Below are 23,856 nucleotides of genomic sequence, written 5' to 3' on the forward strand. Positions count from 1 at the left end.
CTCCCGTGATTCAATTGGTGACAATTACCAGCTAGCCTTTTTCAGGCCCGGGATTTCACCGCGCATGGCGGCTTCGCGGACCTTGATACGGCTCAACCCAAACTTCCGCAGGAAACCGTGCGGACGACCTGTTTGACGGCAGCGGTTACGCTGACGTGAAGGGCTGGAATCACGCGGCAGACTCTGCAGCTTCAGAACAGCATCCCAACGGTCTTCGTCGGAAGCGTTCACATCAGAGATGATCGCTTTCAGTTCAGCGCGTTTAGCGAAGAATTTGTCTGCTAATTTTGCACGTTTAACTTCACGTGCTTTCATAGATTGCTTAGCCATTAAGTAACCCTACCTTACTTACGGAACGGGAAGTCAAAGGCAGCCAGCAGAGCACGGCCTTCATCATCAGATTTCGCAGTAGTGGTAATGGTGATATCCAAACCACGAACGCGATCGACTTTGTCGTAGTCGATTTCTGGGAAGATGATCTGCTCACGTACACCCATGCTGTAGTTGCCACGACCATCGAATGACTTAGCGGACAAGCCACGGAAGTCACGGATACGTGGAACAGCAATGGTGACCAGACGCTCAAAGAACTCCCACATGCGCTCGCCACGCAGAGTTACTTTACAGCCGATCGGATAGCCCTGACGGATTTTGAAGCCTGCAACTGATTTGCGTGCTTTGGTGACCAGCGGTTTTTGACCGGAGATTGCTGCCAGGTCAGCTGCTGCGTTATCCAGCAGTTTCTTGTCAGCGATCGCTTCACCAACACCCATGTTCAGGGTGATCTTCTCGACCCGAGGGACTTGCATGACAGAATTGTAGCCAAACTCTGTCATGAGTTTCTGGACTACTTCGTCTTTGTAGTAATCATGCAGTTTCGCCATCGTACTACTCCAAATTACTTGATAGTTTCGCTGTTAGACTTGAAGAAACGGACTTTTTTGCCGTCTTCGAATCTAAAGCCTACACGGTCAGCCTTACCAGTTGCCGCGTTGAACAGTGCAACGTTAGAAACCTGAATAGCAGCTTCTTTTTCAACGATGCCACCTGGCTGGTTCAGAGCCGGAACCGGCTTCTGATGTTTCTTCACCAGGTTGATACCTTCAACGATGACCTTACCAGAAGACAGGACATTCTTTACCTTACCGCGCTTACCTTTATCTTTACCGGTCAACACGATAACTTCGTCGTTACGACGGATTTTAGCTGCCATTGTTCGCTCCTTAGAGTACTTCTGGTGCCAGAGAGATAATTTTCATGAACTTTTCAGTACGAAGTTCACGAGTTACCGGCCCAAAAATACGCGTACCGATAGGCTGCTCACTGTTATTGTTCAGAATAACGCATGCATTACCATCGAAGCGAATGACAGAACCGTCCGGGCGACGAACACCCTTCCTGGTGCGCACCACTACCGCCTTCAGGACATCACCTTTTTTGACTTTACCACGAGGAATTGCTTCCTTGATGGTAACTTTGATGATGTCACCGACGCCTGCGTAGCGACGGTGCGAGCCACCCAGAACCTTGATACACATTACGCGACGTGCACCGGAGTTGTCGGCGACGTTCAGCATAGTCTGTTCTTGGATCATTTTAGTGCTCCGCTAATGTCAACTACTACTTCGGGACCTAAACCTCAGGTCGTTAGAAAGCCCCATAATTGAGGGCGCGGCATTGTAACACCGGTTCTCACAGATGGGTAGAAAAAATAAACGGCTCTCAATCGAGCCGCTGATTTTCCCTGATGACAGGGAGGGCGTATTCTAGGGAATAGTGCGAACAGTAGCAAATGTAATCTGCCTTATTTTTCGTCGTTCCCTAAATAAAGTCCCCTTCTGTCTCAGCCTGCCAGTTTTGTGGCCAGCTGGTTGTGCTGACGCAGCAGCGCTGGCAGTTCAATTCCGGCCAGTTCTCCTTTACGTACCCGGACTTGTCCGTTAATGATGCTGTAAGCAACCTGTCCCGGATTACAGAACACCAGGGCGGCAACCGGATCGTGCCCTGCCCCAGCCAGGCCTGGCCGATTCAGGTCAAACACCGCCAGGTCAGCCATCATGCCAGGCGCGATAGCCCCCACATCATTACGGTTAAGCACTTTTGCACTGCCCAGCGTTGCCAGCTCCAGGGCCTGCCGTGCGGTCATGGCATCCGGGCCAAACCCGACACGCTGCAGCAGCATCGCCTGACGAACCTCGGCCATCATGTCTGAGCTGTCATTGGAGGCGGAGCCATCTACGCCAAGACCGACATGCACACCGGCATCGCACATATGGCGTATCGGGGCAATGCCTGAGCCGAGCCGCATATTCGAGCAGGGACAATGGGCAATGCCGGTTCCGGTGCGGGCAAAGAGTTCAATACCCTGTGGATCGAGTTTGACGCAGTGAGCATGCCAGACATCCGGGCCAACCCAGCCGAGGTCCTCCACATACTGCGCAGGAGTCATATTAAACTTTTCGCGACTGTAGCGGATGTCGCTGTCGTTCTCTGCCAGATGCGTGTGCATCGAGACGCTGTAACTGCGGGCCAGTGCGGCGGACTGCTTCATCAGCTCACGGCTGACGGAGAATGGCGAACAGGGAGCCACCACGATGCGTAGCATCGAACCATGGCTGTCATCGTGATAGCGTTCAATGACTCGCTGCGTATCTTTCAGAATTGCCGCTTCATTCTCCACCAGGCTATCGGGCGGTAAGCCGCCCCGTGATTTCCCCACGCTCATACTGCCCCGGCTTGCATGGAAACGCATTCCCATGACGGCAGCAGCCTCAATGCTGTCATCAAGCTGACAGCCATTGGGATAGACATAGAGATGATCACTGGTGGTCGTACAGCCAGAGAGTATCAGTTCAGCCATCGACACCTGCGTTGAGATACGAATCATCTCAGGTGTCAGGTTCTGCCAGAGAGGATAGAGGTGAGTCAGCCAGTTAAAGAGTTCACCATTCTGTACAGCCGGAATGGCGCGGGTCAGGCTCTGATACATATGGTGATGCGTATTGATCAGACCCGGAATCACAATGTGCCCACGCAGGTCGATAACCTCATCCGCGCTATCGGGTAGTGTTCCAGCTTCTCCGACCGCCACGATCTGATTTCCTTTGATCAGAACAGAGGCGTTGCGAATTTCCCGACGGTCAGCATCCATGCAAACTACACAGTCGGCGTTCTTCAATAACAGAGTTCGTTCCATGCTATTGCCTGTAGGTTGATGTTGTGTGCTTGCCGATAATAGCGGCAAGCTTTTGGCAGAGCTAATAGCAGGCAACGCAGCAAACAAAGGTAATTTCAGCAGTGACCGCCGTAAGCGATCGGGACTCTCCATTTTCACGGCACATTTCCTTGTACAGTTATGACGACACCGGCCTGTTCAGCACGGTGCATTCAGGCCAGACCGCCTGAAGAGTCGCAGCTTACCGCCGGGAAACTGTCGAATTTGTGCGCACTATCAAATCTGCATGGCCGGGGACACAAATGGATCAATACCGGGGCAGAGGCAAAAAAAAACCCCCTGCCGAAGCAGAGGGTTTCCTCAGAAAAAACGGTTCTTATTACAGAACGGCTTTCTCAATTACGCGAACCAGGGTCCAGGATTTAGTCTTGGACAGTGGACGGCATTCGCGGATTTCTACCACGTCGCCGATTCCACATTCATTGTTCTCGTCATGGATGTGCAGCTTGGTCGTACGCTTAATGAATTTGCCGTAGATCGGGTGTTTCACGAAACGTTCGATAGCAACAACTGCAGATTTCTGCATTTTGTCACTTACTACACGACCCTGCAGAGTACGGATTTTATCGGTCATTACGAACCCGCCTTCTCAGTCAGTAAAGTCTTAACGCGTGCAACATCACGGCGAACCTGTTTCAGCAGATGAGTCTGCTGCAGTTGGCCAGATGCTGCCTGCATGCGCAGGTTAAATTGCTCACGCAGCAGATTAAGCAGCTCAGTGTTCAGCTCTTCAACGCTTTTTTCACGCAGCTCAGTTGCTTTCATTACATCACCGTCTTAGTTACAAAGGTGGTTTTGATAGGCAGTTTTGCTGCTGCCAGCTTGAATGCTTCACGGGCCAGCTCTTCTGGTACGCCGTCCATTTCATACAGGACTTTACCAGGCTGGATCAGGGCAACCCAATACTCAACGTTACCCTTACCTTTACCCATACGCACTTCCAGCGGCTTCTCGGTGATCGGTTTGTCCGGGAATACTCGGATCCAGATCTTACCTTGACGCTTAACTGCACGGGTCATAGCACGACGTGCTGCTTCGATCTGACGAGCAGTCAGACGACCACGGCCAACAGCTTTCAGACCGAAAGTACCGAAGCTAACATCCGTACCCTGCGCCAGACCGCGGTTGCGGCCTTTGTGCACCTTACGGAATTTTGTACGCTTTGGTTGTAACATCAGCGACTCTCCTTACTTACGGCCTTTACGCTGCTGCTTTTTAGGTTGAGCAGCCGGTTCCGGTTGTTCAACAGCAGCCATACCACCCAGGATCTCACCTTTGAAGATCCATACCTTAACGCCGATTACACCATAAGTGGTGTGCGCTTCAGAGGTGTTGTAGTCAATGTCAGCACGCAGTGTGTGCAACGGTACGCGACCTTCACGATACCATTCGGTACGTGCGATCTCGGCGCCGCCCAGACGGCCGCTAACTTCGACTTTAATACCCTTCGCGCCAAGACGCATGGCGTTCTGAACCGCACGCTTCATAGCACGACGGAACATCACACGACGCTCCAGCTGTGAAGTGATGCTGTCAGCAACCAGTTTTGCGTCCAGTTCCGGCTTGCGGACTTCGGCGATATTGATCTGTGCAGGAACGCCAGCGATGTTCGCGACGACCGTGCGCAGTTTTTCTACGTCTTCGCCTTTCTTACCGATAACGATGCCAGGACGAGCGGTGTGAATAGTCACACGGATGCTCTTAGCTGGACGCTCGATAACGATACGAGAGACAGACGCTTTAGCCAGTTCTTTAGTCAAAAACTGACGGACTTTAAAATCGCTGTCCAGGTTGTCAGCGAATTCTTTGGTGTTCGCAAACCAGGTAGAGTTCCATGGTTTTACAATACCCAGGCGAATACCATTAGGATGTACTTTCTGACCCATTGCTAGTCTCCAGAGTCTCAGCGATCGGACACAACCACAGTAATGTGGCTGGTGCGCTTCAGGATGCGATCTGCACGACCTTTGGCACGCGGCATAATGCGTTTCATGGTCGGACCTTCATCAACGAAAATTTTCGTGATTTTCAGATCGTCGATATCAGCGCCATCGTTGTGTTCGGCGTTAGCAATGGCAGATTCCAGAACTTTCTTGACCAGTACAGCCGCTTTCTTGTTGGTGTAGGTCAAAATGTCCAGTGCCTGCGACACTTTCTTACCGCGAATCAGGTCAGCAACAAGGCGAACCTTCTGAGCAGAAGAACGAGCGTGGCGATGTTGAGCTAAAGTTTCCATCTCTTCCTCCTACTTATTTCTTCTTGGCTTTTTTATCAGCCGCGTGACCGCGATAAGTACGTGTCGGCGCGAATTCACCCAGTTTGTGACCAACCATTTCGTCGGAAACAAAGACAGGAACGTGCTGACGACCATTATGGACAGCGATGGTCAAACCGATCATGTTAGGAAAGATCGTTGAACGACGGGACCAAGTGCGCAAAGGCTTCTTGTCACCGCTTTCCACCGCTTTCTCTACCTTCTTCAGCAAGTGCAGGTCAATAAAAGGACCTTTCTTGAGAGAACGTGGCATGGCTTATCCTCTAATATTATTTGCTACGGCGACGTACGATAAATTTATCAGTACGCTTGTTGCTACGGGTCTTCTTACCTTTGGTCTGAACGCCCCACGGAGAAACCGGGTGCTTACCAAAGTTACGACCTTCACCACCACCGTGCGGGTGATCAACTGGGTTCATCGCGGTACCACGAACGGTCGGACGAACACCACGCCAACGGGCTGCACCAGCTTTACCCAGAACGCGCAGCATATGCTCAGCGTTGCCGACTTCGCCCAGTGTTGCGCGGCAGTCAGACTCGACTTTACGCATTTCACCTGAACGCAGACGCAGGGTAACGTAAGAACCTTCACGCGCAACGATCTGCACGTAAGCACCGGCTGAGCGAGCAATCTGACCGCCTTTGCCTGGTTTCATTTCTACGTTATGCACGGTTGAACCCACCGGGATGTTACGCATCGGCAGTGTGTTACCTGCTTTGATCGCAGCATCAACGCCAGACTGAATCTGGTCGCCGGCTTTCAGGCCTTTAGGGGCCAGGATGTAACGGCGTTCGCCGTCTTTGTACAGAACCAGTGCGATGTTCGCAGAGCGGTTCGGATCGTACTCAAGACGTTCAACAACTGCCGGGATACCGTCTTTGTTGCGTTTGAAGTCAACAATACGATAAGCCTGCTTGTGACCACCACCGATATGACGGGTAGTGATACGACCATTGTTGTTACGGCCACCGGATTTGCTGTTTTTTTCTACCAGCGGGGCAAATGGTTTGCCCTTGTGCAGCTCCGCGTTTACCACTTTAACTACATGGCGACGACCCGGAGATGTCGGTTTACATTTAACAACTGCCATTGTCTTTCTCCTCCGACTTACTCAGCGCCGCCAGCGAAGTCCAGATTCTGGCCTTCTTTCAGGGTGACGTAAGCTTTTTTCCAGTCGCTACGACGACCGATACGCTGTCCTTGACGCTTAACTTTGCCCTTAACAACCAGGGTGTTTACGTCTTTAACTTCTACTTCGAACAGTTTCTCAACAGCAGCAACGATCTCTGCTTTGGTCGCGTCATTAGCAACTTTGAGAACGATGGTATTGGTTTTTTCCATCGCGCTAGATGCTTTTTCAGATACGTGCGGCGCGCGCAGTACTTTCAGCAGACGTTCTTCACGGATCATGCCAGCATCTCCTCAACTTGCTTAACTGCATCAGCAGTCATAACGACTTTGTCGAAGGCGATCAGGCTAACTGGATCGATACCAGATGCATCACGCACGTCAACCTTGTACAGGTTACGCGCAGCCAGGAACAGATTCTCATCCAGTTCACCGGTGATGATCAGCACGTCTTCCAGCGCCATGTCTTTCAGTTTCTGTACCAGCAGCTTGGTTTTCGGCGCTTCTACAGCAAATGATTCGACAACGATCAGACGGTCCTGACGTACCAGTTCGGACAGGATGCTTTTCAGCGCGCCGCGGTACATCTTTTTGTTAACTTTTTGACTGTGGTCTTGTGGCTTAGCAGCAAAGGTCACGCCACCTGAACGCCAGATCGGGCTCTTTACAGAACCTGAACGCGCACGGCCGGTGCCTTTCTGACGCCATGGCTTTTTGCCTGAACCGGTTACTTCAGCGCGAGTTTTCTGCGCGCGAGTTCCCTGGCGGGCGCCTGATGCGTAAGCAACAACAACCTGGTGAACCAGCGCTTCGTTGAAATCACGACCGAAGGTAGTTTCGGAAACAGTCAGCGCGCTCTGCGCGTCTTTCAATACTAATTCCATTGCTATCCCCTTACGCCTTCACAGCTGGTTTAACGATCAGGTCGCTACCGGTAGCACCGGGAACTGCACCTTTAACCAGCAGCAGGTTGCGCTCAGCGTCAACACGTACTACGTCCAGGCTCTGAACTGTTACGCGCTCATTACCCAGCTGACCTGCCATTTTCTTGCCTTTGAACACTTTGCCCGGAGTCTGGTTCTGACCGATAGAACCCGGAACGCGGTGAGACAAGGAGTTACCGTGAGTAGCGTCCTGGGTACGGAAGTTCCAGCGCTTAACGGTACCGGCGAAACCTTTACCTTTAGAGGTGCCAGTTACGTCTACTTTTTTAACGTCAGCGAAAATTTCAACGCTGATGCTCTGACCTACAGAATACTCGTCACCTTCAGCGGTGCGGAATTCCCACAGGCCACGGCCAGCTTCAACGCCAGCTTTAGCAAAATGACCAGCTTCAGGTTTGGTCACACGGTTTGCTTTTTTAGCACCGGTGGTAACCTGAATTGCCTGGTAACCATCGTTCTCCAGGCCTTTGACCTGAGTAACGCGGTTCGCTTCAACTTCGATTACGGTTACTGGGATAGAAACGCCATCTTCAGTGAAGATGCGGGTCATACCCACTTTTTTACCGACTAAACCAATCATTGTTTCAACCTCTCAATCGCTCGATGACCTGATTAACCCAGGCTGATCTGCACGTCAACACCGGCAGCCAGATCCAGACGCATCAGAGCATCAACCGTTTTTTCGGTTGGCTCAACGATGTCTACCAGACGCTTGTGAGTGCGGATTTCGTACTGATCACGCGCATCTTTGTTGACGTGCGGAGAGATCAGAACGGTAAAACGCTCTTTGCGGGTTGGCAGCGGGATTGGACCACGAACCTGCGCACCAGTGCGCTTGGCAGTCTCAACGATTTCCGCGGTTGATTGATCGATCAGACGATGATCAAACGCTTTAAGACGGATACGGATTCTTTGGTTCTGCATGAGACCAGAGCTCCAAACTTTTTATAGACGAAAAAAATTACTACTCGAACCCATTACGATTGATGGGAGAGTGTAATCGTTCAGCATATAACTCCCCAATTGGGAGTATTGTCAGGCGGCCTAACGGTCAGCCGTCTGCGATTCTGCTCGAATCGCGCCTGCAATATCTGCAGGCCCGCGCATTATACGTAATTCTGTTCAGGAAGCAACCCGTGCTGGCATTTTCGCTGTTAATTAGTGGCCGGGTCCTGAGGCAGACATCGCACAGACCTGCCTTATGACTGACAGGGGGTGAATCAGGTTGTGAACAGGGTTCCGCATGCTGGCATGCACGGGCGACACAGCGTGTAAAAGCGGTGAAAGTATGGCCGACCATTTAGCCGGAGCCCGAAGATGACCTTAATCCTGATTCAGTTAGCTGCCCTGGCTGGGGGAGGTGCGCTGGGCAGCTTTCTTTCGCTGGCCTGCGCGCGCTTCACCCCTGCCCTTTCTCCCACCCGATGGTGTGCCGCGCTCTGTTTTCCCGGCTCGCACTGTCCCCACTGCCGCCAGCCTCTGTTATGGCGCGATACGCTGCCGCTGATCAGCTGGGCTGCCTTAAAAGGCCGTTGTCGCTTCTGCTCTTACTCATTTAGCGCAGAGAGTGTGGTCATGGAATGGCTGGTTGCCAGCCTGAGCCTGCTTGTACTGCTAAGCTTCGACAGCCTGACTGATGCGCTGTTTATTCTTACGGCGGCCTCTCTGTTGATGATGGTGGCCCTGATTGACCGTCGCCATCTCTGCATACCTGACCCGCTCAATTATCTGTTGCTCTGGCTAGGGTTAATTCATGCGACACTGGCAGGTACCGAAACCCCGGCGATATGGGGTGTACTGTCGGGCTACGTTGCCCTGTGGCTGCTTGCCCAGGGCTATCGACTGGTCAGGGGGTATGAGGGATTGGGATATGGTGATATGAAGCTTTTCGCCGCGCTGGGGGCCTGCTGTGGCTGGCAGGGATTGCCCTGGATTGCACTGGGTGCCACTCTGCTGGCGCTGGCAGGCGTGTTGATGCTGAAATTGCGTGGCCGGACGCAGGGCGTCAGCCCGCTGCCTTTTGGCCCTTTCCTGGCCATTGCGGGCTGGGTCACTCTCGTCCTGCAGACGCGGTTCACGCTTCTTTGATCTGAGCATGCAGGTAGTTCTGGATCCCCATCATCCGGATGAGCTCAAGCTCCGTCTCGATCCAGTCGATGTGATGCTCCTCATCTGCCAGGATTTCAATCATCATGTCACGGCTGACATAGTCATGAACTTTGTCCGCATAGGCGATCGCTTCACGAAGATCTTTGGCCCCTTCCAGCTCCAGATTGAGATCTGAACTCAGCATTTCCTCAACGTCCTCACCGATGCGCAGCCGGCCCAGATCCTGCAGATTCGGGATCCCTTCCAGAAAAAGAATGCGCTCAATGTACTTGTCGGCATGCTTCATCTCATCGATCGATTCGTGATACTCCACATCATTGAGGCGCATCAGCCCCCAGTTTTTAAACATCCGCGCATGCAAAAAATACTGGTTTATAGCAACCAGTTCATTTCCAAGCAGTTTATTGAGATGACTGATAATTTTGATATCGCCCTTCATTGTTAACCCTCCACGTCTGCTTTATCAGATCGTAGATGTGATTAAAAAGAAGTCAAAAAAACGCGACAGATATTGTGGGTATTCGCACACGCGGTGTGTCAGGCGATCTCTTTATAGAGTGGCGGATGCTGCATCTCTTCATCCATGATTTCCCGCGCGGCGCGCAGACATTTGCCGCACTGTTTGCCGACCGGTACAAAATGACGCAGTTGCTGGATAGATTTGGGCTGATAGCGCCGTACTACTTCACGAAGGGTTTTATCACTGATGGCATTACACAGGCAGACGTACATTCTTTCATCACTCAAGACCATTTTCTGTACACAGTGTAAATGCGAATCGTTTTTATTACAAACCTACCCTTTGCAGGGTTATGACGCTCTTCAGGCAAAAAAAAAAGAGCACCGAAGTGCTCTTTTCTTTGTGTTGCAGTGGCCGTTTGCACGACCACAGCAGATATCACAATTAAGCGATAACTTTAGCAACAACACCCGCGCCAACGGTACGGCCGCCTTCGCGGATTGCGAAGCGCAGACCTTCGTCCATTGCGATTGGGTGGATCAGGGTAACAACCATTTTGATGTTGTCGCCTGGCATTACCATTTCAACGCCTTCTGGCAGCTCTACTGAACCGGTCACGTCAGTGGTACGGAAGTAGAACTGTGGACGGTAGCCCTTGAAGAACGGAGTATGGCGGCCACCTTCGTCTTTAGACAGAACGTAAACTTCTGACTCGAACTGGGTGTGTGGCTTGATGGTGCCTGGCTTAGCCAGAACCTGACCACGCTGGATGTCTTCACGCTTGATACCGCGCAGCAGAACACCACAGTTTTCGCCTGCCTGACCCTGGTCCAGCAGCTTACGGAACATCTCAACACCGGTACAGGTTGATTTCGCAGTATCTTTGATACCTACGATTTCAACTTCGTCGCCGACTTTAACGATGCCGCGCTCAACACGACCGGTAACAACGGTACCACGGCCAGAGATTGAGAATACGTCTTCGATTGGCAGCAGGAACGGCATGTCGATCGCACGCTGTGGCTCTGGGATGTAGTTGTCCAGGTGCTCAGCCAGCTCGATGATTTTCGCTTCCCACTCAGCGTCGCCTTCCAGCGCTTTCAGAGCAGAACCACGAACGATTGGAGTGTCGTCGCCTGGGAAGTCATAGGCTGACAGCAGGTCACGCACTTCCATCTCAACCAGTTCCAGCAGCTCTTCATCATCAACCATGTCACACTTGTTCAGGAACACGATGATGTAAGGAACGCCAACCTGACGACCCAGCAGGATGTGCTCACGGGTCTGTGGCATCGGGCCATCAGTCGCAGCAACAACCAGGATCGCGCCGTCCATCTGCGCAGCACCGGTGATCATGTTTTTCACATAGTCGGCGTGGCCTGGGCAGTCAACGTGTGCATAGTGACGAGTCGGGGTTTCATACTCAACGTGTGAAGTGTTGATGGTGATACCACGTGCTTTCTCTTCTGGTGCGTTATCGATCTGATCGAATGCACGCGCCTGGCCGCCGTAAGTCTTAGACAGTACGGTGGTGATAGCTGCGGTCAGGGTGGTTTTACCGTGGTCGACGTGACCGATGGTGCCCACGTTTACGTGCAGTTTGTTACGCTGAAATTGCTCTTTCGCCATGGCGATAATTCCTTACGTTGTGCCTTCACCACGTGGGTGAAGGCATCAGTTCAAATTTAAACCGTAGCTTATTTGCTACGAGCTTCAATAACGGCCTGCGCTACGTTGTTCGGCGCATCGTCATACTTCAGGAACTCCATGGAGTAAGAAGCACGACCTTTGGTCAGAGAACGCAGCTGAGTTGCGTATCCGAACATTTCAGACAGCGGAACTTCAGCGTGAATCTGAACGCCAGTAGCGTTAGATTCCTGCCCTTTAAGCATACCACGACGACGGCTAAGGTCACCGATGACATCACCCGTGTTCTCTTCCGGAGTCTCTACTTCAACCTTCATGATAGGCTCAAGCAGAACCGGCTGCGCTTGTTTAAAGCCTTGTTTGAAGGCGATAGACGCGGCCAGTTTAAACGCCAGCTCAGAGGAGTCGACATCATGGTAAGAACCGAAGTGCAGACGCACGCCCAGATCCACAACCGGATAACCAGCCAGTGGGCCTGATTTCAGCTGCTCCTGGATACCTTTATCAACCGCAGGGATGTATTCACCAGGAATCACACCACCTTTGATGTCGTTGACAAATTCGTAGCCTTTCGGGTTCGAACCTGGCTCCAGTGGGTACATGTCGATAACAACATGACCGTACTGACCACGACCACCAGACTGCTTGGCGTGTTTACCTTCAACGTCGGTAACTTTAGTGCGGATCGCTTCACGGTAAGCAACCTGTGGTTTACCCACGTTTGCTTCCACGTTGAATTCACGCTTCATACGGTCAACGATGATGTCGAGGTGCAGCTCACCCATACCGGCGATGATGGTCTGGTTAGATTCTTCATCAGTCCATACGCGGAATGATGGGTCTTCTTTCGCCAGACGGCCCAGAGCCAGACCCATTTTTTCCTGGTCAGCTTTGGTTTTCGGCTCAACAGCGATTGAGATTACTGGCTCTGGGAACTCCATGCGCTCAAGGATGATGACGTTATCCGGGTCACACAGGGTATCACCAGTGGTCACATCTTTCAGGCCGATCGCAGCGGCGATATCACCCGCACGGACTTCTTTGATTTCTTCACGCTTGTTAGCGTGCATCTGGACGATACGGCCCAGACGCTCACGGTTTGACTTAACCGGGTTGAACACGGTGTCACCAGTGTTAACAACACCAGAGTAAACGCGGAAGAAGGTCAGGTTACCTACAAACGGGTCGGTAGCGATTTTGAACGCCAGTGCAGCAAACGGCTCGTTGTCATCTGAGTGACGAACAGCCGGCGTGTCTTTACCGTCGTCCAGCATACCGTTGATCGCGGTAACGTCAGTCGGTGCTGGCAGATATTCAACAACGGCATCCAGCATCGCCTGAACACCTTTGTTCTTAAATGCAGAACCACAGGTTACCAGGATAATTTCGTTGTTCAGAACGCGCTTACGCAGAGCAGTTTTGATCTCTTCTTCGCTCAGCTCTTCACCGCTGAAGAATTTCTCCATCAGCTCTTCAGAGGCTTCTGCTGCTGCTTCGATCAGCTTGCCGCGCCATTCTTCAGCCAGTTCCTGCATATCAGCCGGGATATCTTCGTAAACAAAGGTTACACCCTGGTCTTCGTCGTTCCAGTTGATTGCTTTCATTTTCACCAGGTCAACAACACCGGTGAATTTCTCTTCTGCGCCGATAGCCAGCTGCAGAGGAACTGGAGTTGCACCCAGACGAACTTCCATCTGGTTAACAACTTTCAGGAAGTTTGCACCCATGCGGTCCATTTTGTTAACGAACGCAATGCGTGGAACTTTGTATTTGTTAGCCTGACGCCATACGGTCTCAGACTGTGGCTGAACGCCACCAACTGCACAGTAAACCATTACCGCGCCATCAAGAACACGCATAGAACGTTCTACTTCGATGGTGAAGTCAACGTGTCCTGGGGTGTCGATGATATTGATGTGGTGTGGTTCGAACTGCTTAGCCATACCAGACCAGTAACAGGTGGTCGCAGCGGAGGTGATAGTAATACCACGTTCCTGTTCCTGCTCCATCCAGTCCATGGTTGCTGCGCCGTCGTGTACTTCACCGATTTTGTGGTTTACACCGGTGTAGAACAGAACACGTTCGGTAGTGGTAGTTTTACCGGCGTCGATGTGCGCACTGATACCGATGTTACGGTAGCGAGCAATGGGTGTTTTACGAGCCATTTTATTCCTCGGTTTTTCGGACGTTCAAAATTAGTCAACCCCAGCGGGTTGGCCGTTTGGGCGCCCGCTGGTTTAACAATAACTACGCGACTGTTACCAGCGGTAGTGTGCGAACGCCTTGTTGGCTTCTGCCATGCGGTGAACGTCTTCACGTTTCTTAACTGCAGTACCTTTGTTCTCTGCAGCATCAGAAAGTTCGTTCGCCAGGCGAAGAGCCATTGATTTATCACCACGTTTACGAGCAGCATCTACGATCCAGCGCATTGCCAGGGCATTACGACGAACCGGACGGACTTCAACTGGTACCTGATAGGTAGAACCACCAACGCGACGTGACTTAACTTCGACAGTCGGGCGCACGTTTTCCAGTGCTACTTCAAAGGCTTCCAGGGAGTTTTTACCTGAACGCTGAGCCAGGGTCTCAAGCGCGGTATAAACGATAGATTCTGCAGTAGATTTTTTACCATCTACCATCAGGATATTTACAAATTTGGCCAGCAGCTCTGATCCGAACTTAGGATCTGGCAGAATTTTACGCTGACCAATGACGCGACGACGTGGCATGGAAATACTCCGTTGTTAATTCAGGATTGTCCAAAACTCTATGAGTTTATTTTGACATTTAATTTAAAACGTTTGGCCTTACTTAACGGAGAACCATTAAGCCTTTGGCTTCTTCACGCCGTACTTGGAGCGAGCCTGCTTACGGTCTTTAACACCTGAGCAGTCCAGCGCGCCACGAACGGTGTGGTAACGCACACCTGGCAGGTCTTTTACACGACCGCCACGGATCAGGATCACGGAGTGCTCCTGCAGGTTGTGACCTTCACCACCGATGTAGGAAGTCACTTCAAAACCGTTGGTCAGACGCACACGGCAAACTTTACGCAGTGCGGAGTTAGGTTTTTTAGGAGTGGTGGTGTACACACGAGTACAAACGCCACGTTTTTGCGGGCAAGCTTCCAGCGCCGGCACGTTGCTCTTTGCAACTTTGCGGACGCGTGGTTTGCGAACCAGCTGGTTAACTGTTGCCATTAAATAGCTCCTGGATTTGCTTTTGCTTCGTAAACACGTAATAAATCGCCTCGTAGAATTACGAGGAGGCAGAATTTTAGGGCTGCGTCAAAAGGGTGTCAAGAAATAACCAGGTTTTAGCCGATTACCAGACCATTTGTTGCGGATGCCTGATCGTTAGCGTGACAAAGCCATTATAGTCTACGGACCGCACAGTGGTCGAAATTTGTCCAGCCAGCCCGCGCGCCTGGACATCTTCGTCCAGAACCCACAGCGTCGCTTTGCAGGCTGACAGCTGAACCCATGCCCGACTGCCAGCCACGGCAGCCAGCACACCATCCTGTAGCAGCAGCAGATCATCACCGGCTTCCGCCATTAATAACAGCGTGTCGAGGTCGCTGTGCGACGGAGAGTGCATCAGAGTATGCAGCATTTGCGCCTCTTAAAAAGTCAGAATGCGATCGAAGCTGGCCAGCTGCTGGCGCAGTTCCGGCGCGTCCAGTAGCGTCACGTCCAGCAGCCGCCCGGCGTCAGCGTCCAGTCCGCGCGCAATCAGTGATGTCCGGCAGAGATAGCACTGCTCAATGTCATAGAGTGCCAGCACGCCAAACGTCGCGGCATAGTGACGGCTTTTTATGCGTTCAGGTTGCTGATGCAGATTAAGCTGCAGCACTCCATCGCCGATAAAGAACAGGCCGATATCGTCACTGAGTGCGCCCGTTGCCAGTGCGGCATCCAGCCCCTCACGCCCTGCGCTGCTGCCATGGGGCGCACGGGTAAAGACAAAGGCAACCCGATTCATCAGAACTGCACCATGCGTTCACAGCTCAGCGCCGCTTCTGCCAGCGCACCCAGTCCGCTCAGGGTAAATCCCGGCTGCAGGTTACTGGCCGCCAGGTGCAGACGAGCGGCCTCCTGCGGGTCGCTGATTCCACGCCGCAGTGCGGCCGCCACACAAATATTCAATACGACCCCCTGCTCCTGATGCAATGCCTGCCATGCCCGCACCAGATCAAACTCGTCGCTGGCTGGTGCCGTCAGCTGGTTAGCGTTGAGCACCCCTTCACGATAGAAGAAAACGCTTTCAAGCTGATGACCCGCCGCCAGCAGTGCCCGGGCAAACAGCCAGGCACTGGTTGCCTGTTGCGTGCCGTAGGCCGGGCCGGTCACCAGCAGGGTGTAACGCATCAGCGATCCTGTCCCTGAAAATCGCCATTTTTAAACTGGCGGATGTAGAGATAGACGGTGTGCTTCGAGATGTTCAGCCGGTCAGCGACCTGGTTGATGGCATCCTTAATGTCGAAGATCCCCTTCTCATACAGGTTGAGCACAATCTGACGGTTCTTGGCGTTATTAGAGACATTGCGGTCAGCGCTGACCTCTTCAATCGTAAACTCCAGGGTCTGCATAACCAGGTCATCGACCGAACTGGCGAAGTTAACGCTGGAGTCAACCTGCTGCATCTCGGGCGGCATAAAGGTCGACATAATCTGCGAGAACGGCACATCAAGATTCATGTTGATACAGAGCAGGCCGATAACCCGCTGCTGACGGTTACGAATCGCGATGGTCACGGACTTCATCAGCACGCCGCTTTTGGCGCGCGTGAAGTAGGCACGGGAAACATTACTGTCCGCGCCATGCATATCATGCAGCATCCGCAGCGCCAGATCGGTGATAGGCGAACCGACCTTACGGCCCGTGTGCTCTCCATTGGCGATGCGAACGGCTGAACACTTAAGATCTTCCAGTGAATGCAGGACGATTTCACAATGCGAACCGATCAACATCGCCAGGCCATCCACGACAGCCTCGTACGATTTCAGAATATCGTAATCAGTTTGTTCGAACGGGCGCTGCTCCAGAAGATCGAAGTCGCTCAGTTCACCCGGATTGAATGGATTAGACATTGAAGAGTATCACCCTGAATGGCTGGAGCCTGTCACAGCGGCTTATGGGCAGACTCAATGTTGGGATAATTAGGCAGGCATTAGTCTGGCAAATGTCGTCGGCTTATGCCAGAGGTTTGTCGTGAAGGCGAAATGAAACCGCCGCCCGGAGGCGGCGGTCAGCAGATTACTGCGCTTTTTCTGCGGCTGCAGGCGCAGGCGCCTGTGCTTTTTCATCGGCTTTTGGGGCCGGTTTGATGTCAAGCAGCTCAACATCAAACACCAGCGTGGAGTTAGCCGGAATACCCGGAACGCCGTTTTTACCGTAAGCCAGCTGTGGTGGGATGACCAGCTTGATCTTGCCCCCTTTCTTCACGTGCTTCAGACCTTCGGTCCAGCCCGGGATGACGCCATCCAGACGGAAAGAGAGAGGCTCGCCACGGGTGTAAGAGTTGTCAAACTCAGTACCATCAATCAGGGTACCTTTGTAGTTAACCACCACAGTGTCGCTATCTTTTGGTGCGTCGCCGCTGCCCTCTTTCTCAACTTTATAGAGCAGGCCGGTTTCCGTTTTCTTCACGCCGCTCTCTTTGGCGAATTTGGTCGCGTAAGCCGTGCCCTTTTCAGCATTCTCTTTCGCATCTTTTTCCATTTTCGCAGAGGCAGCGCCTTTTACGCGGCCTTCGAACGCCTGCAGTGTCTGCTCAATCTCTTCATCAGAGAGTTTGCTCTTGCCACCGAATGCATCCTGGACGCCCGCGATCAGCTGCTGCTTATCCAGTTTGATGCCCAGTTTTTCCTGCTCCTTCAGGGAGTTGTCCATGTAGCGACCCAGTGAAGCACCCAGTGCATAGGCTGACTGCTGGTCTTCATCTTTGAAAGCCGCATTTTTCGGTGCCTGAGGCGCAGACTGTGGCGCAGTAGCCGGGGCAGCCTGAGGAGCCGCAGCGGTTTCAGCCGCCATAGCCAGCGGAGCATTCAGCGCAACAGCCATGGTGGTAGCTAACAATGTGACTTTAAACAGTGATTTCATCCATTCTCCAAAACCGAAGCGTCTAACCTCGGGAAACATTGCGGACTTCAGGGTCCACACTATAACTTTACGTGGCAGTGTCGAACACTCCCACAATGTAATTACCCGGTTAACCTCCGACCTTTATAACAGCGGGAAGTTTCATCAGAGATGATGCCGCGCCACCTTTTTTCAAGCGCAACGCCTTCGGGCATGAAAAAAACAGGTGATTCCTGGCGTTCAGGTCGTAGAATCACGCCCTGAGTCGCACCTTAACAGAGGAACAGGTCATGCAACAATCTGAGTGGGAACAGCGTCTGGAGACGTTAGAGAGCAAACTGGCCTTTCAGGAGATGACCATTGAGCAGCTGAACAGCGCCGTTGTTCAGCACGAGCTGGAGATGAGTAAAATGCGTGAGCAGATACGCCTCTTAACCGACAAGCTCAAAGCGAACGCAACCTCACTGGTGGCCTCACAGTCTGAAGAGACGCCGCCGCCACACTACTGATCGCGCGCTGTCCGTCCGGGCCAGCGCCGGATAGCCGCCAAAAGAAAGGCCACCCGAAGGTGGCCTTAACCGATTGTCAGACTTAGTGGCTGCAGCCGCAACCGCCAGTGCCACAACCGCCTTTACCGTGATCGTGGTCGTGATCATGGCCGTGATCGTGGTCATGATGATGACCGTCTGCACCGTGAACATGGCCGTGAGCCAGTTCTTCCGGCGTCGCTTCACGAATCGCAACCACTTCAACGTTAAAGTTCAGGTTCTGACCCGCCAGCATGTGGTTACCATCAACCACGACGTGATCGTCTTCCACTTCGGTGATTTCAACCGGAACCGGACCCTGATCGGTTTCTGCCAGGAAGCGCATGCCAACCTGCAGTTCGTCGACGCCCATGAAGACATCTTTAGGAACACGCTGCACCAGGTTATCGTCATACTGACCGTAAGCGTCGTTTGCCGGGATATGCACGTCAAATTTGTCGCCGGCAACGTGGTTTTCCAGCGCATTTTCCAGACCAGAAATCAGGGAACCATGACCGTGCAGATAGTCTAACGGTGCGCTCACCGGTGACTCGTCAACTAACACGCCGTCTTCTGTACGTACCTGATAGGCCAGGCTTACCACCAGGTCTTTTGCTACTTTCATGATATCTCCTAACCGTTGAGAACTAAGATCCCGTCTCATTGGTCTATTCTTGCGTGCAATAACACCAACCAGAAAGGTTCGGGGCTGAGTGCAAGAGGGGTTTCACTTTCTCTTGCGACCACAGCGTTAATGGCGTCAATTGTAACGGAATTCAATCCCGCTGTAAGTTTAAGCGTAAAAAAAGCTGCGTCACTTCGCTACTCGGGATGGAAAATCCCGATAACCTGCTCGTTAGTGCGAACCTGATCGCGCGCCTGTTTATCCGCCTCGCGCATCTGATGTCCACACTTCACGCACTCCACGACATCGACACTATTTTCACGCCACATCGCCAGCGTGTCCTTCTCCTGGCAGTGCGGGCATGTCGCACCAGCAATAAAACGTTTACGCATGAGCTTCAGCCTGTTTTAAAAGGTTATTGATCGTCGTCCCAGCCATCGATCTGCCGCTTTTCGCGCTGCATTTCGCGCTGGAAGATATCTTCCAGTTCCCGCCGTGCTTCACGCACGCGCGACGCCTGCGCACTTTCAGAGAGGCTGGGCATCAGTTCACGCAGCATCCGCATATCGAGCCGGCGGAAATGCTGCTGGGCGCGATGCGCCTGATGCGGATGCATCCCCAGTGACATCAGCGTCTTGCGTCCCAGCTCCAGCGCACTGGAGAAGGTTTCACGTGAGAACTGCGTCACGCCAGCCTGCAGCAGTTCGTGTGCCTCGACACGGCCCCGGGCGCGCGCCTGAATCTGTAATTGCGGGAAGTGCTGCTGACATAAGTGCACGATGGTCATCACATCTTCCGGTTCATTACAGGTGATCACAATCGCCTGCGCGCTGGCTGCGCCCGCCGCGCGCAATAACTCCAGCTCGGTGGCGTCGCCGTAATAGACCTTGTAGCCATATTTGCGCATCAGGCTTACCGCACTGATGTCGCGCTCCAGCACGGTGATGCGTTTGTTGTTCGCCATCAGCAAGCGGCCGACCACCTGGCCGAAGCGACCAAAGCCCACCACAATCACCTGTGGCTGATCGTCCTCAACAAAGTGCTTCTCTGCTTCTTCATCGGACTCATTGAAGCGATGCGCCAGCAGACGATCAATGCCCTGCATCAGCAGAGGCGTGGTCATCATCGACAGGGTGACGGTCACCAGCAGCATCGGCAGCTGATCGCCGGAGAAGAGCTTCGCCGAAGAGGCCGCGGAGAAGAGCACAAAGGCGAACTCGCCCCCCTGACTCAGCACGCCGGCAAACTGCTGCCGCTCGGAACTGCGTAAGCCATAAATACGCGCCAGCAGATAGAGCACCAGCGTTTTCACCGCCACCAGCGTCACCACGCCCAGCAGGATGGTCACAATATGGGTATAGAGCACACCGAGGTTGAGCGCCATGCCAACGGAAATAAAGAACAGGCCCAGCAGCAACCCTTTGAAAGGGTCAATCGCCACCTCCAGCTCATGCTGGTATTCACTCTCTGCCAGCAGGATCCCCGCGATAAAGGTGCCCAGCGCCATCGACAGACCCAGCGCATCCATAAACAGCGCGGAGCCCAGCACCAGCAGCAGCGAGGCGGCGGTAAAGACCTCACGGACACCTGATGCGGCGATATAGCGGAAGATAGGCCGCAGCAGATAGCGTCCCCCCACCAGCATGCCTGCGAACGCCAGCACCTTCATGCCGACTTTCATCCAGTCAATATGGCCGCTGTCGGTGCCCGCCAGCAGCGGAATCAGCGCCAGGGCCGGGATCACCGCGATATCCTGAAACAGCAGCACCGAAAAGCCCAGCTGCCCCGCCTCGCTGCGGTTCATGCCTTTATCCATCATCAGCTGCAGCGCCATCGCGGTTGAGGACATCGCCAGACCGATGCCGCCGATGACCGCCGCCTGCCAGCTAAAGTCGGTCAGCCACAGCAGGCCGCCCAGAATCGCCGCAGAGAAGATGACCTGCGCCGCACCGACACCAAAAATGGAGCGGCGCAGCGCCCACAGCTTTGCCGGGTTCAGCTCCAGGCCAATAATGAACATCAGGAAAACCACGCCCAGCTCCGAGAAATGCAGAATCTCATCGACGTCGCTGATAAAACCTAATCCCCACGGGCCGATAGCGATCCCCGCCACCAGATAGCCCAGTACAGCACCAATCCCGAGGCGAGCCGCCACCGGTACAATTAATACCGCCGCGACCAGATAAATCACCCCGGCGGTCAGCAGCGTTTGCCCTTCCATCTATATCCCTCCATTCGGCAGCGGAGCTGCCAGCCACTCGCCATAGGCGCGGGCATAATTTTTCATCAGTTCAGGACTCTGCCGACGCGCCCAGTAGACGATCATCGGCGGCATCCAGTGCATGCGGCACATCTGTGCGGTCAGCTCAAAGGGCCGCATGATGTCATTGAGTGAATAGCGGTTCAGCCCCTGCTGTTTAAAGGCGCTCTCCGGCTCCCCGGTCGTCACAACGCTGCGCCAGTATTTTCCTTCCAGCGCATTGCCATCCACGCCACTGGCAAAACCGCGCGACAGCACCCGGTCCAGCCACTCTTTCAGCAGGGCCGGACAGCTATAGGTATAGAGCGGATGCTGAAAAATGATGACATCATGTTCGCGCAGCAGCTGCTGTTCATGATGAATATCGATAAAAAAATCCGGATAGGTGGCGTACAGATCGTGTACGGTGACGTGTTCCAGCGCCTGCGCCGACTGCAACAAAATCCGGTTAGCAACGGAATCCTGTAATTCCGGATGAGCAAAAAGCAGTAACACGCGGGGTGGCTGCGACATCCTTTCCCTCCAAAGCGTCGTCATTGGTGCGGTTTTCGGCTACCATGCACGACGCAGCAAAATCTCATTATGTTGCCAGTAAATTAACATATTCTGACGATACGGCGCTTACATGATTGTCTTCTCTGCCTTACAAATTCGCCGCGGCATCCGCGTCCTGCTCGACAATGCCACCGCCACCATTAATCCCGGTCAGAAGGTCGGGCTGGTGGGTAAAAACGGCTGTGGAAAATCCACGCTGCTGTCGCTGTTAAAAGGTGAGATCACCAGCGATGCCGGCACCGTCACCTTTCCTGCTCACTGGGCGCTGGCCTGGGTTAACCAGGAAACCCCCGCGCTGGACAAAGCCGCGCTGGAGTATGTGATTGATGGCGATCGCGACTATCGCCATCTTGAGGCTGAACTGGCGGAGGCGAACCGGCGGGACGACGGCAATGCGATCGCCCTGCTGCACGGCAAGCTTGATGCGGTGCAGGCGTGGAGTATCCATGCGCGCGCCGCCAGCCTGCTGCATGGTCTGGGCTTCAGTCAGGAGCAGCTGCAGCGCCCGGTCAGCGACTTCTCCGGTGGCTGGCGGATGCGCCTCAATCTGGCACAGGCGCTAATCTGCCGCTCCGATCTGCTGTTGCTGGATGAACCGACCAACCACCTCGATCTTGATGCGGTGATCTGGCTGGAGCGCTGGCTGAAGAGTTACGAAGGTACCCTGATCCTGATCTCGCATGACCGTGACTTTCTCGATCCGGTGGTCGACAAAATCATTCATATCGAACAGGCGTCGATGTTCGAATATACCGGCAACTACACCTCCTTTGAGCGGCAGCGCGTCGCCAAACTGGCTCAGCAGCAGTCGCTGTATGAGAGTCAGCAGGAGAAGGTGGCGCATCTGCACAGCTACATTGACCGCTTCCGTGCCAAAGCCTCCAAGGCGAAACAGGCGCAGAGCCGCATCAAAATGCTGGAGCGCATGGAGATGATCGCGCCTGCCCATGTCGATAACCCGTTCAGCTTCACCTTCCGCAAGCCGGAAAACCTGCCCAACCCGATTCTGAAGATGGAGAAGGTCACGGCGGGGTATGGCGATCGCATCATTCTCGACGCCATCAAGCTCAACCTGGTACCGGGTTCGCGCATCGGTCTGCTGGGCCGTAACGGAGCGGGTAAATCGACCCTGATTAAGCTGCTGGCGGGCGAGCTGGAGGCGATGGAGGGCAGGATTGGCCTGGCGAAAGGGATCAAGCTCGGTTACTTCGCCCAGCATCAGCTGGAGTACCTGCGGGCCGACGAGTCCCCGCTGCAGCATCTGGCGCGCATTGCGCCGAACGTGCTGGAACAGCAGCTGCGCGACTATCTGGGCGGCTTTGACTTCCGCGGCGATAAAGTCACGGAAATGACCGAACGCTTCTCCGGCGGTGAGAAAGCGCGCCTGGTGCTGGCACTGATTGTCTGGCAGCGCCCTAACCTGCTGCTGCTGGATGAACCGACTAACCACCTTGATCTGGATATGCGCCAGGCGCTGACGGAAGCGCTGATCGACTTCGAAGGTGCGCTGGTGGTGGTGTCGCACGATCGCCATCTGCTGCGCGCCACCACGGACGATCTCTATCTGGTGCACGACGGCAAAGTGGATGTCTTTGCCGGCGACCTCGAAGATTATCAGCAGTGGCTGAGCGATCTGCAGAAGCAGCAGGCGCAACAGGAGGCCGCGCCAAAGCAGGACAACGGCAACAGCGCCCAGGCGCGAAAAGATCAGAAGCGCCGCGATGCCGAACTGCGTGCGCAGACTCAGCCGCTGCGTAAAGAGATCGAAAAGCTGGAAAAGCAGATGAGCAAATGGCAGAGCCAGCTGGCCGATGCCGAAGCTCAGCTTTCGGACAGTGCCATTTATGATCCTGGCCGCAAAGCGGATCTGACCACCGCGCTGCAGCGTCAGGCAGAGAGTAAATCGGCGCTGGAAGAGGTGGAGATGGCGTGGCTGGAGGCGCAGGAGCAGCTCGAACAGATGATGGCGTCCTGACGGGCTGGCCTTCTCCCTGCCCGCAGGGAGAAGGC

The 23,856-nt window shown here is 53.7% G+C and carries 34 protein-coding genes; 3 read left to right on the forward strand and 31 right to left on the reverse strand.

What is annotated here, in order from left to right; translation table 11 throughout:
- Window positions 1-24: 24 nt before the first annotated feature.
- The 16 genes from rpsN to rpsJ all read right to left on the reverse strand — a co-directional run bounded on the left by rpsN (window position 25) and on the right by rpsJ (window position 8,507).
- Window positions 25-330 (reverse strand): 30S ribosomal protein S14, encoded by a 306-nt coding sequence (rpsN, locus tag AC6I7A_RS17540; protein ID WP_008927132.1) that lies wholly within the window; start codon window positions 328-330, stop codon window positions 25-27.
- A 14-nt stretch (window positions 331-344) separates the two neighbouring features.
- A complete protein-coding gene (gene rplE, locus AC6I7A_RS17545) occupies window positions 345-884 on the reverse strand; it encodes a 50S ribosomal protein L5 (RefSeq protein ID WP_003850155.1) in 540 nt (179 codons plus the stop codon).
- A 14-nt stretch (window positions 885-898) separates the two neighbouring features.
- Window positions 899-1,213: a 50S ribosomal protein L24 gene (gene rplX / locus AC6I7A_RS17550; RefSeq protein WP_003850150.1), complete on the reverse strand. Its 315-nt coding sequence runs from the start codon at window positions 1,211-1,213 to the stop codon at window positions 899-901.
- A 10-nt stretch (window positions 1,214-1,223) separates the two neighbouring features.
- Entirely contained in the window at window positions 1,224-1,595 is a 372-nt protein-coding gene (gene rplN, locus AC6I7A_RS17555; protein ID WP_006120590.1) for a 50S ribosomal protein L14, read from the reverse strand.
- 248 nt (window positions 1,596-1,843) lie between these two features.
- A complete protein-coding gene (locus AC6I7A_RS17560) occupies window positions 1,844-3,196 on the reverse strand; it encodes an 8-oxoguanine deaminase (RefSeq protein ID WP_058958289.1) in 1,353 nt (450 codons plus the stop codon).
- Between the two features lie 358 nt (window positions 3,197-3,554).
- Window positions 3,555-3,809, reverse strand: a complete 255-nt coding sequence (rpsQ, locus tag AC6I7A_RS17565; protein ID WP_003850147.1) for a 30S ribosomal protein S17 — start codon at window positions 3,807-3,809, stop codon at window positions 3,555-3,557.
- The gene (gene rpmC, locus AC6I7A_RS17570; protein ID WP_003850146.1) at window positions 3,809-4,000 is read right to left on the reverse strand and encodes a 50S ribosomal protein L29; all 192 of its coding nucleotides are present in this window, start codon (window positions 3,998-4,000) and stop codon (window positions 3,809-3,811) included. Before rpmC ends, rpsQ begins: the two co-directional genes overlap by 1 nt.
- Complete coding sequence (gene rplP, locus AC6I7A_RS17575; RefSeq protein WP_002438716.1) at window positions 4,000-4,410, reverse strand: 50S ribosomal protein L16; 411 nt, start codon at window positions 4,408-4,410, stop codon at window positions 4,000-4,002. Before rplP ends, rpmC begins: the two co-directional genes overlap by 1 nt.
- 12 nt (window positions 4,411-4,422) lie before the next feature.
- Window positions 4,423-5,121, reverse strand: a complete 699-nt coding sequence (gene rpsC / locus AC6I7A_RS17580) for a 30S ribosomal protein S3 (protein WP_009087585.1) — start codon at window positions 5,119-5,121, stop codon at window positions 4,423-4,425.
- Window positions 5,122-5,138: 17 nt separating this feature from the next.
- Entirely contained in the window at window positions 5,139-5,471 is a 333-nt protein-coding gene (gene rplV, locus AC6I7A_RS17585; protein WP_008927136.1) for a 50S ribosomal protein L22, read from the reverse strand.
- Window positions 5,472-5,484: 13 nt separating this feature from the next.
- Window positions 5,485-5,763 carry a 30S ribosomal protein S19 gene (gene rpsS, locus AC6I7A_RS17590; RefSeq protein WP_001138115.1) on the reverse strand — a complete coding sequence of 93 codons (279 nt, stop codon included), beginning with the start codon at window positions 5,761-5,763 and terminating at the stop codon, window positions 5,485-5,487.
- A 16-nt stretch (window positions 5,764-5,779) separates the two neighbouring features.
- Complete coding sequence (gene rplB / locus AC6I7A_RS17595; RefSeq protein WP_009087588.1) at window positions 5,780-6,601, reverse strand: 50S ribosomal protein L2; 822 nt, start codon at window positions 6,599-6,601, stop codon at window positions 5,780-5,782.
- Between the two features lie 17 nt (window positions 6,602-6,618).
- Window positions 6,619-6,921, reverse strand: coding sequence for a 50S ribosomal protein L23 (gene rplW, locus AC6I7A_RS17600; protein WP_003850708.1), 303 nt, complete (start codon window positions 6,919-6,921; stop codon window positions 6,619-6,621).
- A complete protein-coding gene (gene rplD / locus AC6I7A_RS17605; RefSeq protein ID WP_009087590.1) occupies window positions 6,918-7,523 on the reverse strand; it encodes a 50S ribosomal protein L4 in 606 nt (201 codons plus the stop codon). Before rplD ends, rplW begins: the two co-directional genes overlap by 4 nt.
- Before the next feature lie 10 nt (window positions 7,524-7,533).
- Window positions 7,534-8,163 (reverse strand): 50S ribosomal protein L3, encoded by a 630-nt coding sequence (rplC, locus tag AC6I7A_RS17610; protein WP_006120583.1) that lies wholly within the window; start codon window positions 8,161-8,163, stop codon window positions 7,534-7,536.
- A 32-nt stretch (window positions 8,164-8,195) separates the two neighbouring features.
- Entirely contained in the window at window positions 8,196-8,507 is a 312-nt protein-coding gene (gene rpsJ, locus AC6I7A_RS17615) for a 30S ribosomal protein S10 (RefSeq protein ID WP_001181005.1), read from the reverse strand.
- Between the two features lie 393 nt (window positions 8,508-8,900).
- On the opposite strand from rpsJ, the gene AC6I7A_RS17620 reads away from it, so the two are divergent.
- Window positions 8,901-9,671 (forward strand): prepilin peptidase, encoded by a 771-nt coding sequence (locus AC6I7A_RS17620; protein WP_058958290.1) that lies wholly within the window; start codon window positions 8,901-8,903, stop codon window positions 9,669-9,671.
- On the opposite strand, the gene bfr is transcribed toward AC6I7A_RS17620, so the two are convergent.
- The 11 genes from bfr to fkpA form a co-directional block, all read right to left on the reverse strand.
- Entirely contained in the window at window positions 9,658-10,131 is a 474-nt protein-coding gene (gene bfr / locus AC6I7A_RS17625; protein WP_058958291.1) for a bacterioferritin, read from the reverse strand. The two genes, AC6I7A_RS17620 and bfr, sit on opposite strands and share 14 nt — an antisense overlap.
- A gap of 98 nt (window positions 10,132-10,229) precedes the next feature.
- Window positions 10,230-10,424, reverse strand: a complete 195-nt coding sequence (bfd, locus tag AC6I7A_RS17630; protein ID WP_009087597.1) for a bacterioferritin-associated ferredoxin — start codon at window positions 10,422-10,424, stop codon at window positions 10,230-10,232.
- A 172-nt stretch (window positions 10,425-10,596) separates the two neighbouring features.
- Window positions 10,597-11,781 (reverse strand): elongation factor Tu, encoded by a 1,185-nt coding sequence (gene tuf / locus AC6I7A_RS17635; protein ID WP_009087599.1) that lies wholly within the window; start codon window positions 11,779-11,781, stop codon window positions 10,597-10,599.
- A gap of 68 nt (window positions 11,782-11,849) precedes the next feature.
- On the reverse strand, window positions 11,850-13,964 hold the full coding sequence (gene fusA, locus AC6I7A_RS17640; RefSeq protein ID WP_009087601.1) for an elongation factor G: 2,115 nt from the start codon (window positions 13,962-13,964) through the stop codon (window positions 11,850-11,852).
- Window positions 13,965-14,057: 93 nt separating this feature from the next.
- Entirely contained in the window at window positions 14,058-14,528 is a 471-nt protein-coding gene (gene rpsG, locus AC6I7A_RS17645) for a 30S ribosomal protein S7 (protein ID WP_009087603.1), read from the reverse strand.
- A gap of 96 nt (window positions 14,529-14,624) precedes the next feature.
- On the reverse strand, window positions 14,625-14,999 hold the full coding sequence (gene rpsL / locus AC6I7A_RS17650) for a 30S ribosomal protein S12 (protein ID WP_003852912.1): 375 nt from the start codon (window positions 14,997-14,999) through the stop codon (window positions 14,625-14,627).
- 124 nt (window positions 15,000-15,123) lie between these two features.
- Entirely contained in the window at window positions 15,124-15,411 is a 288-nt protein-coding gene (tusB, locus tag AC6I7A_RS17655) for a sulfurtransferase complex subunit TusB (protein ID WP_009087606.1), read from the reverse strand.
- A gap of 9 nt (window positions 15,412-15,420) precedes the next feature.
- On the reverse strand, window positions 15,421-15,780 hold the full coding sequence (tusC, locus tag AC6I7A_RS17660; RefSeq protein ID WP_009087608.1) for a sulfurtransferase complex subunit TusC: 360 nt from the start codon (window positions 15,778-15,780) through the stop codon (window positions 15,421-15,423).
- Window positions 15,780-16,166 (reverse strand): sulfurtransferase complex subunit TusD, encoded by a 387-nt coding sequence (gene tusD, locus AC6I7A_RS17665; RefSeq protein WP_058957833.1) that lies wholly within the window; start codon window positions 16,164-16,166, stop codon window positions 15,780-15,782. Before tusD ends, tusC begins: the two co-directional genes overlap by 1 nt.
- On the reverse strand, window positions 16,166-16,888 hold the full coding sequence (locus AC6I7A_RS17670) for a helix-turn-helix transcriptional regulator (RefSeq protein ID WP_009087612.1): 723 nt from the start codon (window positions 16,886-16,888) through the stop codon (window positions 16,166-16,168). Before AC6I7A_RS17670 ends, tusD begins: the two co-directional genes overlap by 1 nt.
- Before the next feature lie 166 nt (window positions 16,889-17,054).
- Window positions 17,055-17,900 (reverse strand): FKBP-type peptidyl-prolyl cis-trans isomerase, encoded by an 846-nt coding sequence (gene fkpA, locus AC6I7A_RS17675; RefSeq protein ID WP_058957856.1) that lies wholly within the window; start codon window positions 17,898-17,900, stop codon window positions 17,055-17,057.
- A 269-nt stretch (window positions 17,901-18,169) separates the two neighbouring features.
- On the opposite strand from fkpA, the gene AC6I7A_RS17680 reads away from it, so the two are divergent.
- Complete coding sequence (locus AC6I7A_RS17680) at window positions 18,170-18,388, forward strand: SlyX family protein (RefSeq protein WP_009087615.1); 219 nt, start codon at window positions 18,170-18,172, stop codon at window positions 18,386-18,388.
- 82 nt (window positions 18,389-18,470) lie between these two features.
- On the opposite strand, the gene slyD is transcribed toward AC6I7A_RS17680, so the two are convergent.
- The 4 genes from slyD to kefG form a co-directional block, all read right to left on the reverse strand.
- Window positions 18,471-19,031, reverse strand: a complete 561-nt coding sequence (gene slyD / locus AC6I7A_RS17685; RefSeq protein ID WP_009087618.1) for a peptidylprolyl isomerase — start codon at window positions 19,029-19,031, stop codon at window positions 18,471-18,473.
- A gap of 197 nt (window positions 19,032-19,228) precedes the next feature.
- Complete coding sequence (locus AC6I7A_RS17690) at window positions 19,229-19,423, reverse strand: YheV family putative zinc ribbon protein (RefSeq protein WP_046100701.1); 195 nt, start codon at window positions 19,421-19,423, stop codon at window positions 19,229-19,231.
- Between the two features lie 23 nt (window positions 19,424-19,446).
- A complete protein-coding gene (kefB, locus tag AC6I7A_RS17695; protein ID WP_058957834.1) occupies window positions 19,447-21,252 on the reverse strand; it encodes a glutathione-regulated potassium-efflux system protein KefB in 1,806 nt (601 codons plus the stop codon).
- Window positions 21,253-21,804: a glutathione-regulated potassium-efflux system ancillary protein KefG gene (gene kefG, locus AC6I7A_RS17700; RefSeq protein WP_009087624.1), complete on the reverse strand. Its 552-nt coding sequence runs from the start codon at window positions 21,802-21,804 to the stop codon at window positions 21,253-21,255.
- Window positions 21,805-21,916: 112 nt separating this feature from the next.
- Between kefG and AC6I7A_RS17705 the strand changes: the two genes are divergently transcribed.
- The gene (locus tag AC6I7A_RS17705; RefSeq protein ID WP_058957835.1) at window positions 21,917-23,821 is read left to right on the forward strand and encodes an ABC transporter ATP-binding protein; all 1,905 of its coding nucleotides are present in this window, start codon (window positions 21,917-21,919) and stop codon (window positions 23,819-23,821) included.
- Window positions 23,822-23,856: the final 35 nt, after the last annotated feature.

This window comes from Type-F symbiont of Plautia stali (genome assembly GCF_059731105.1).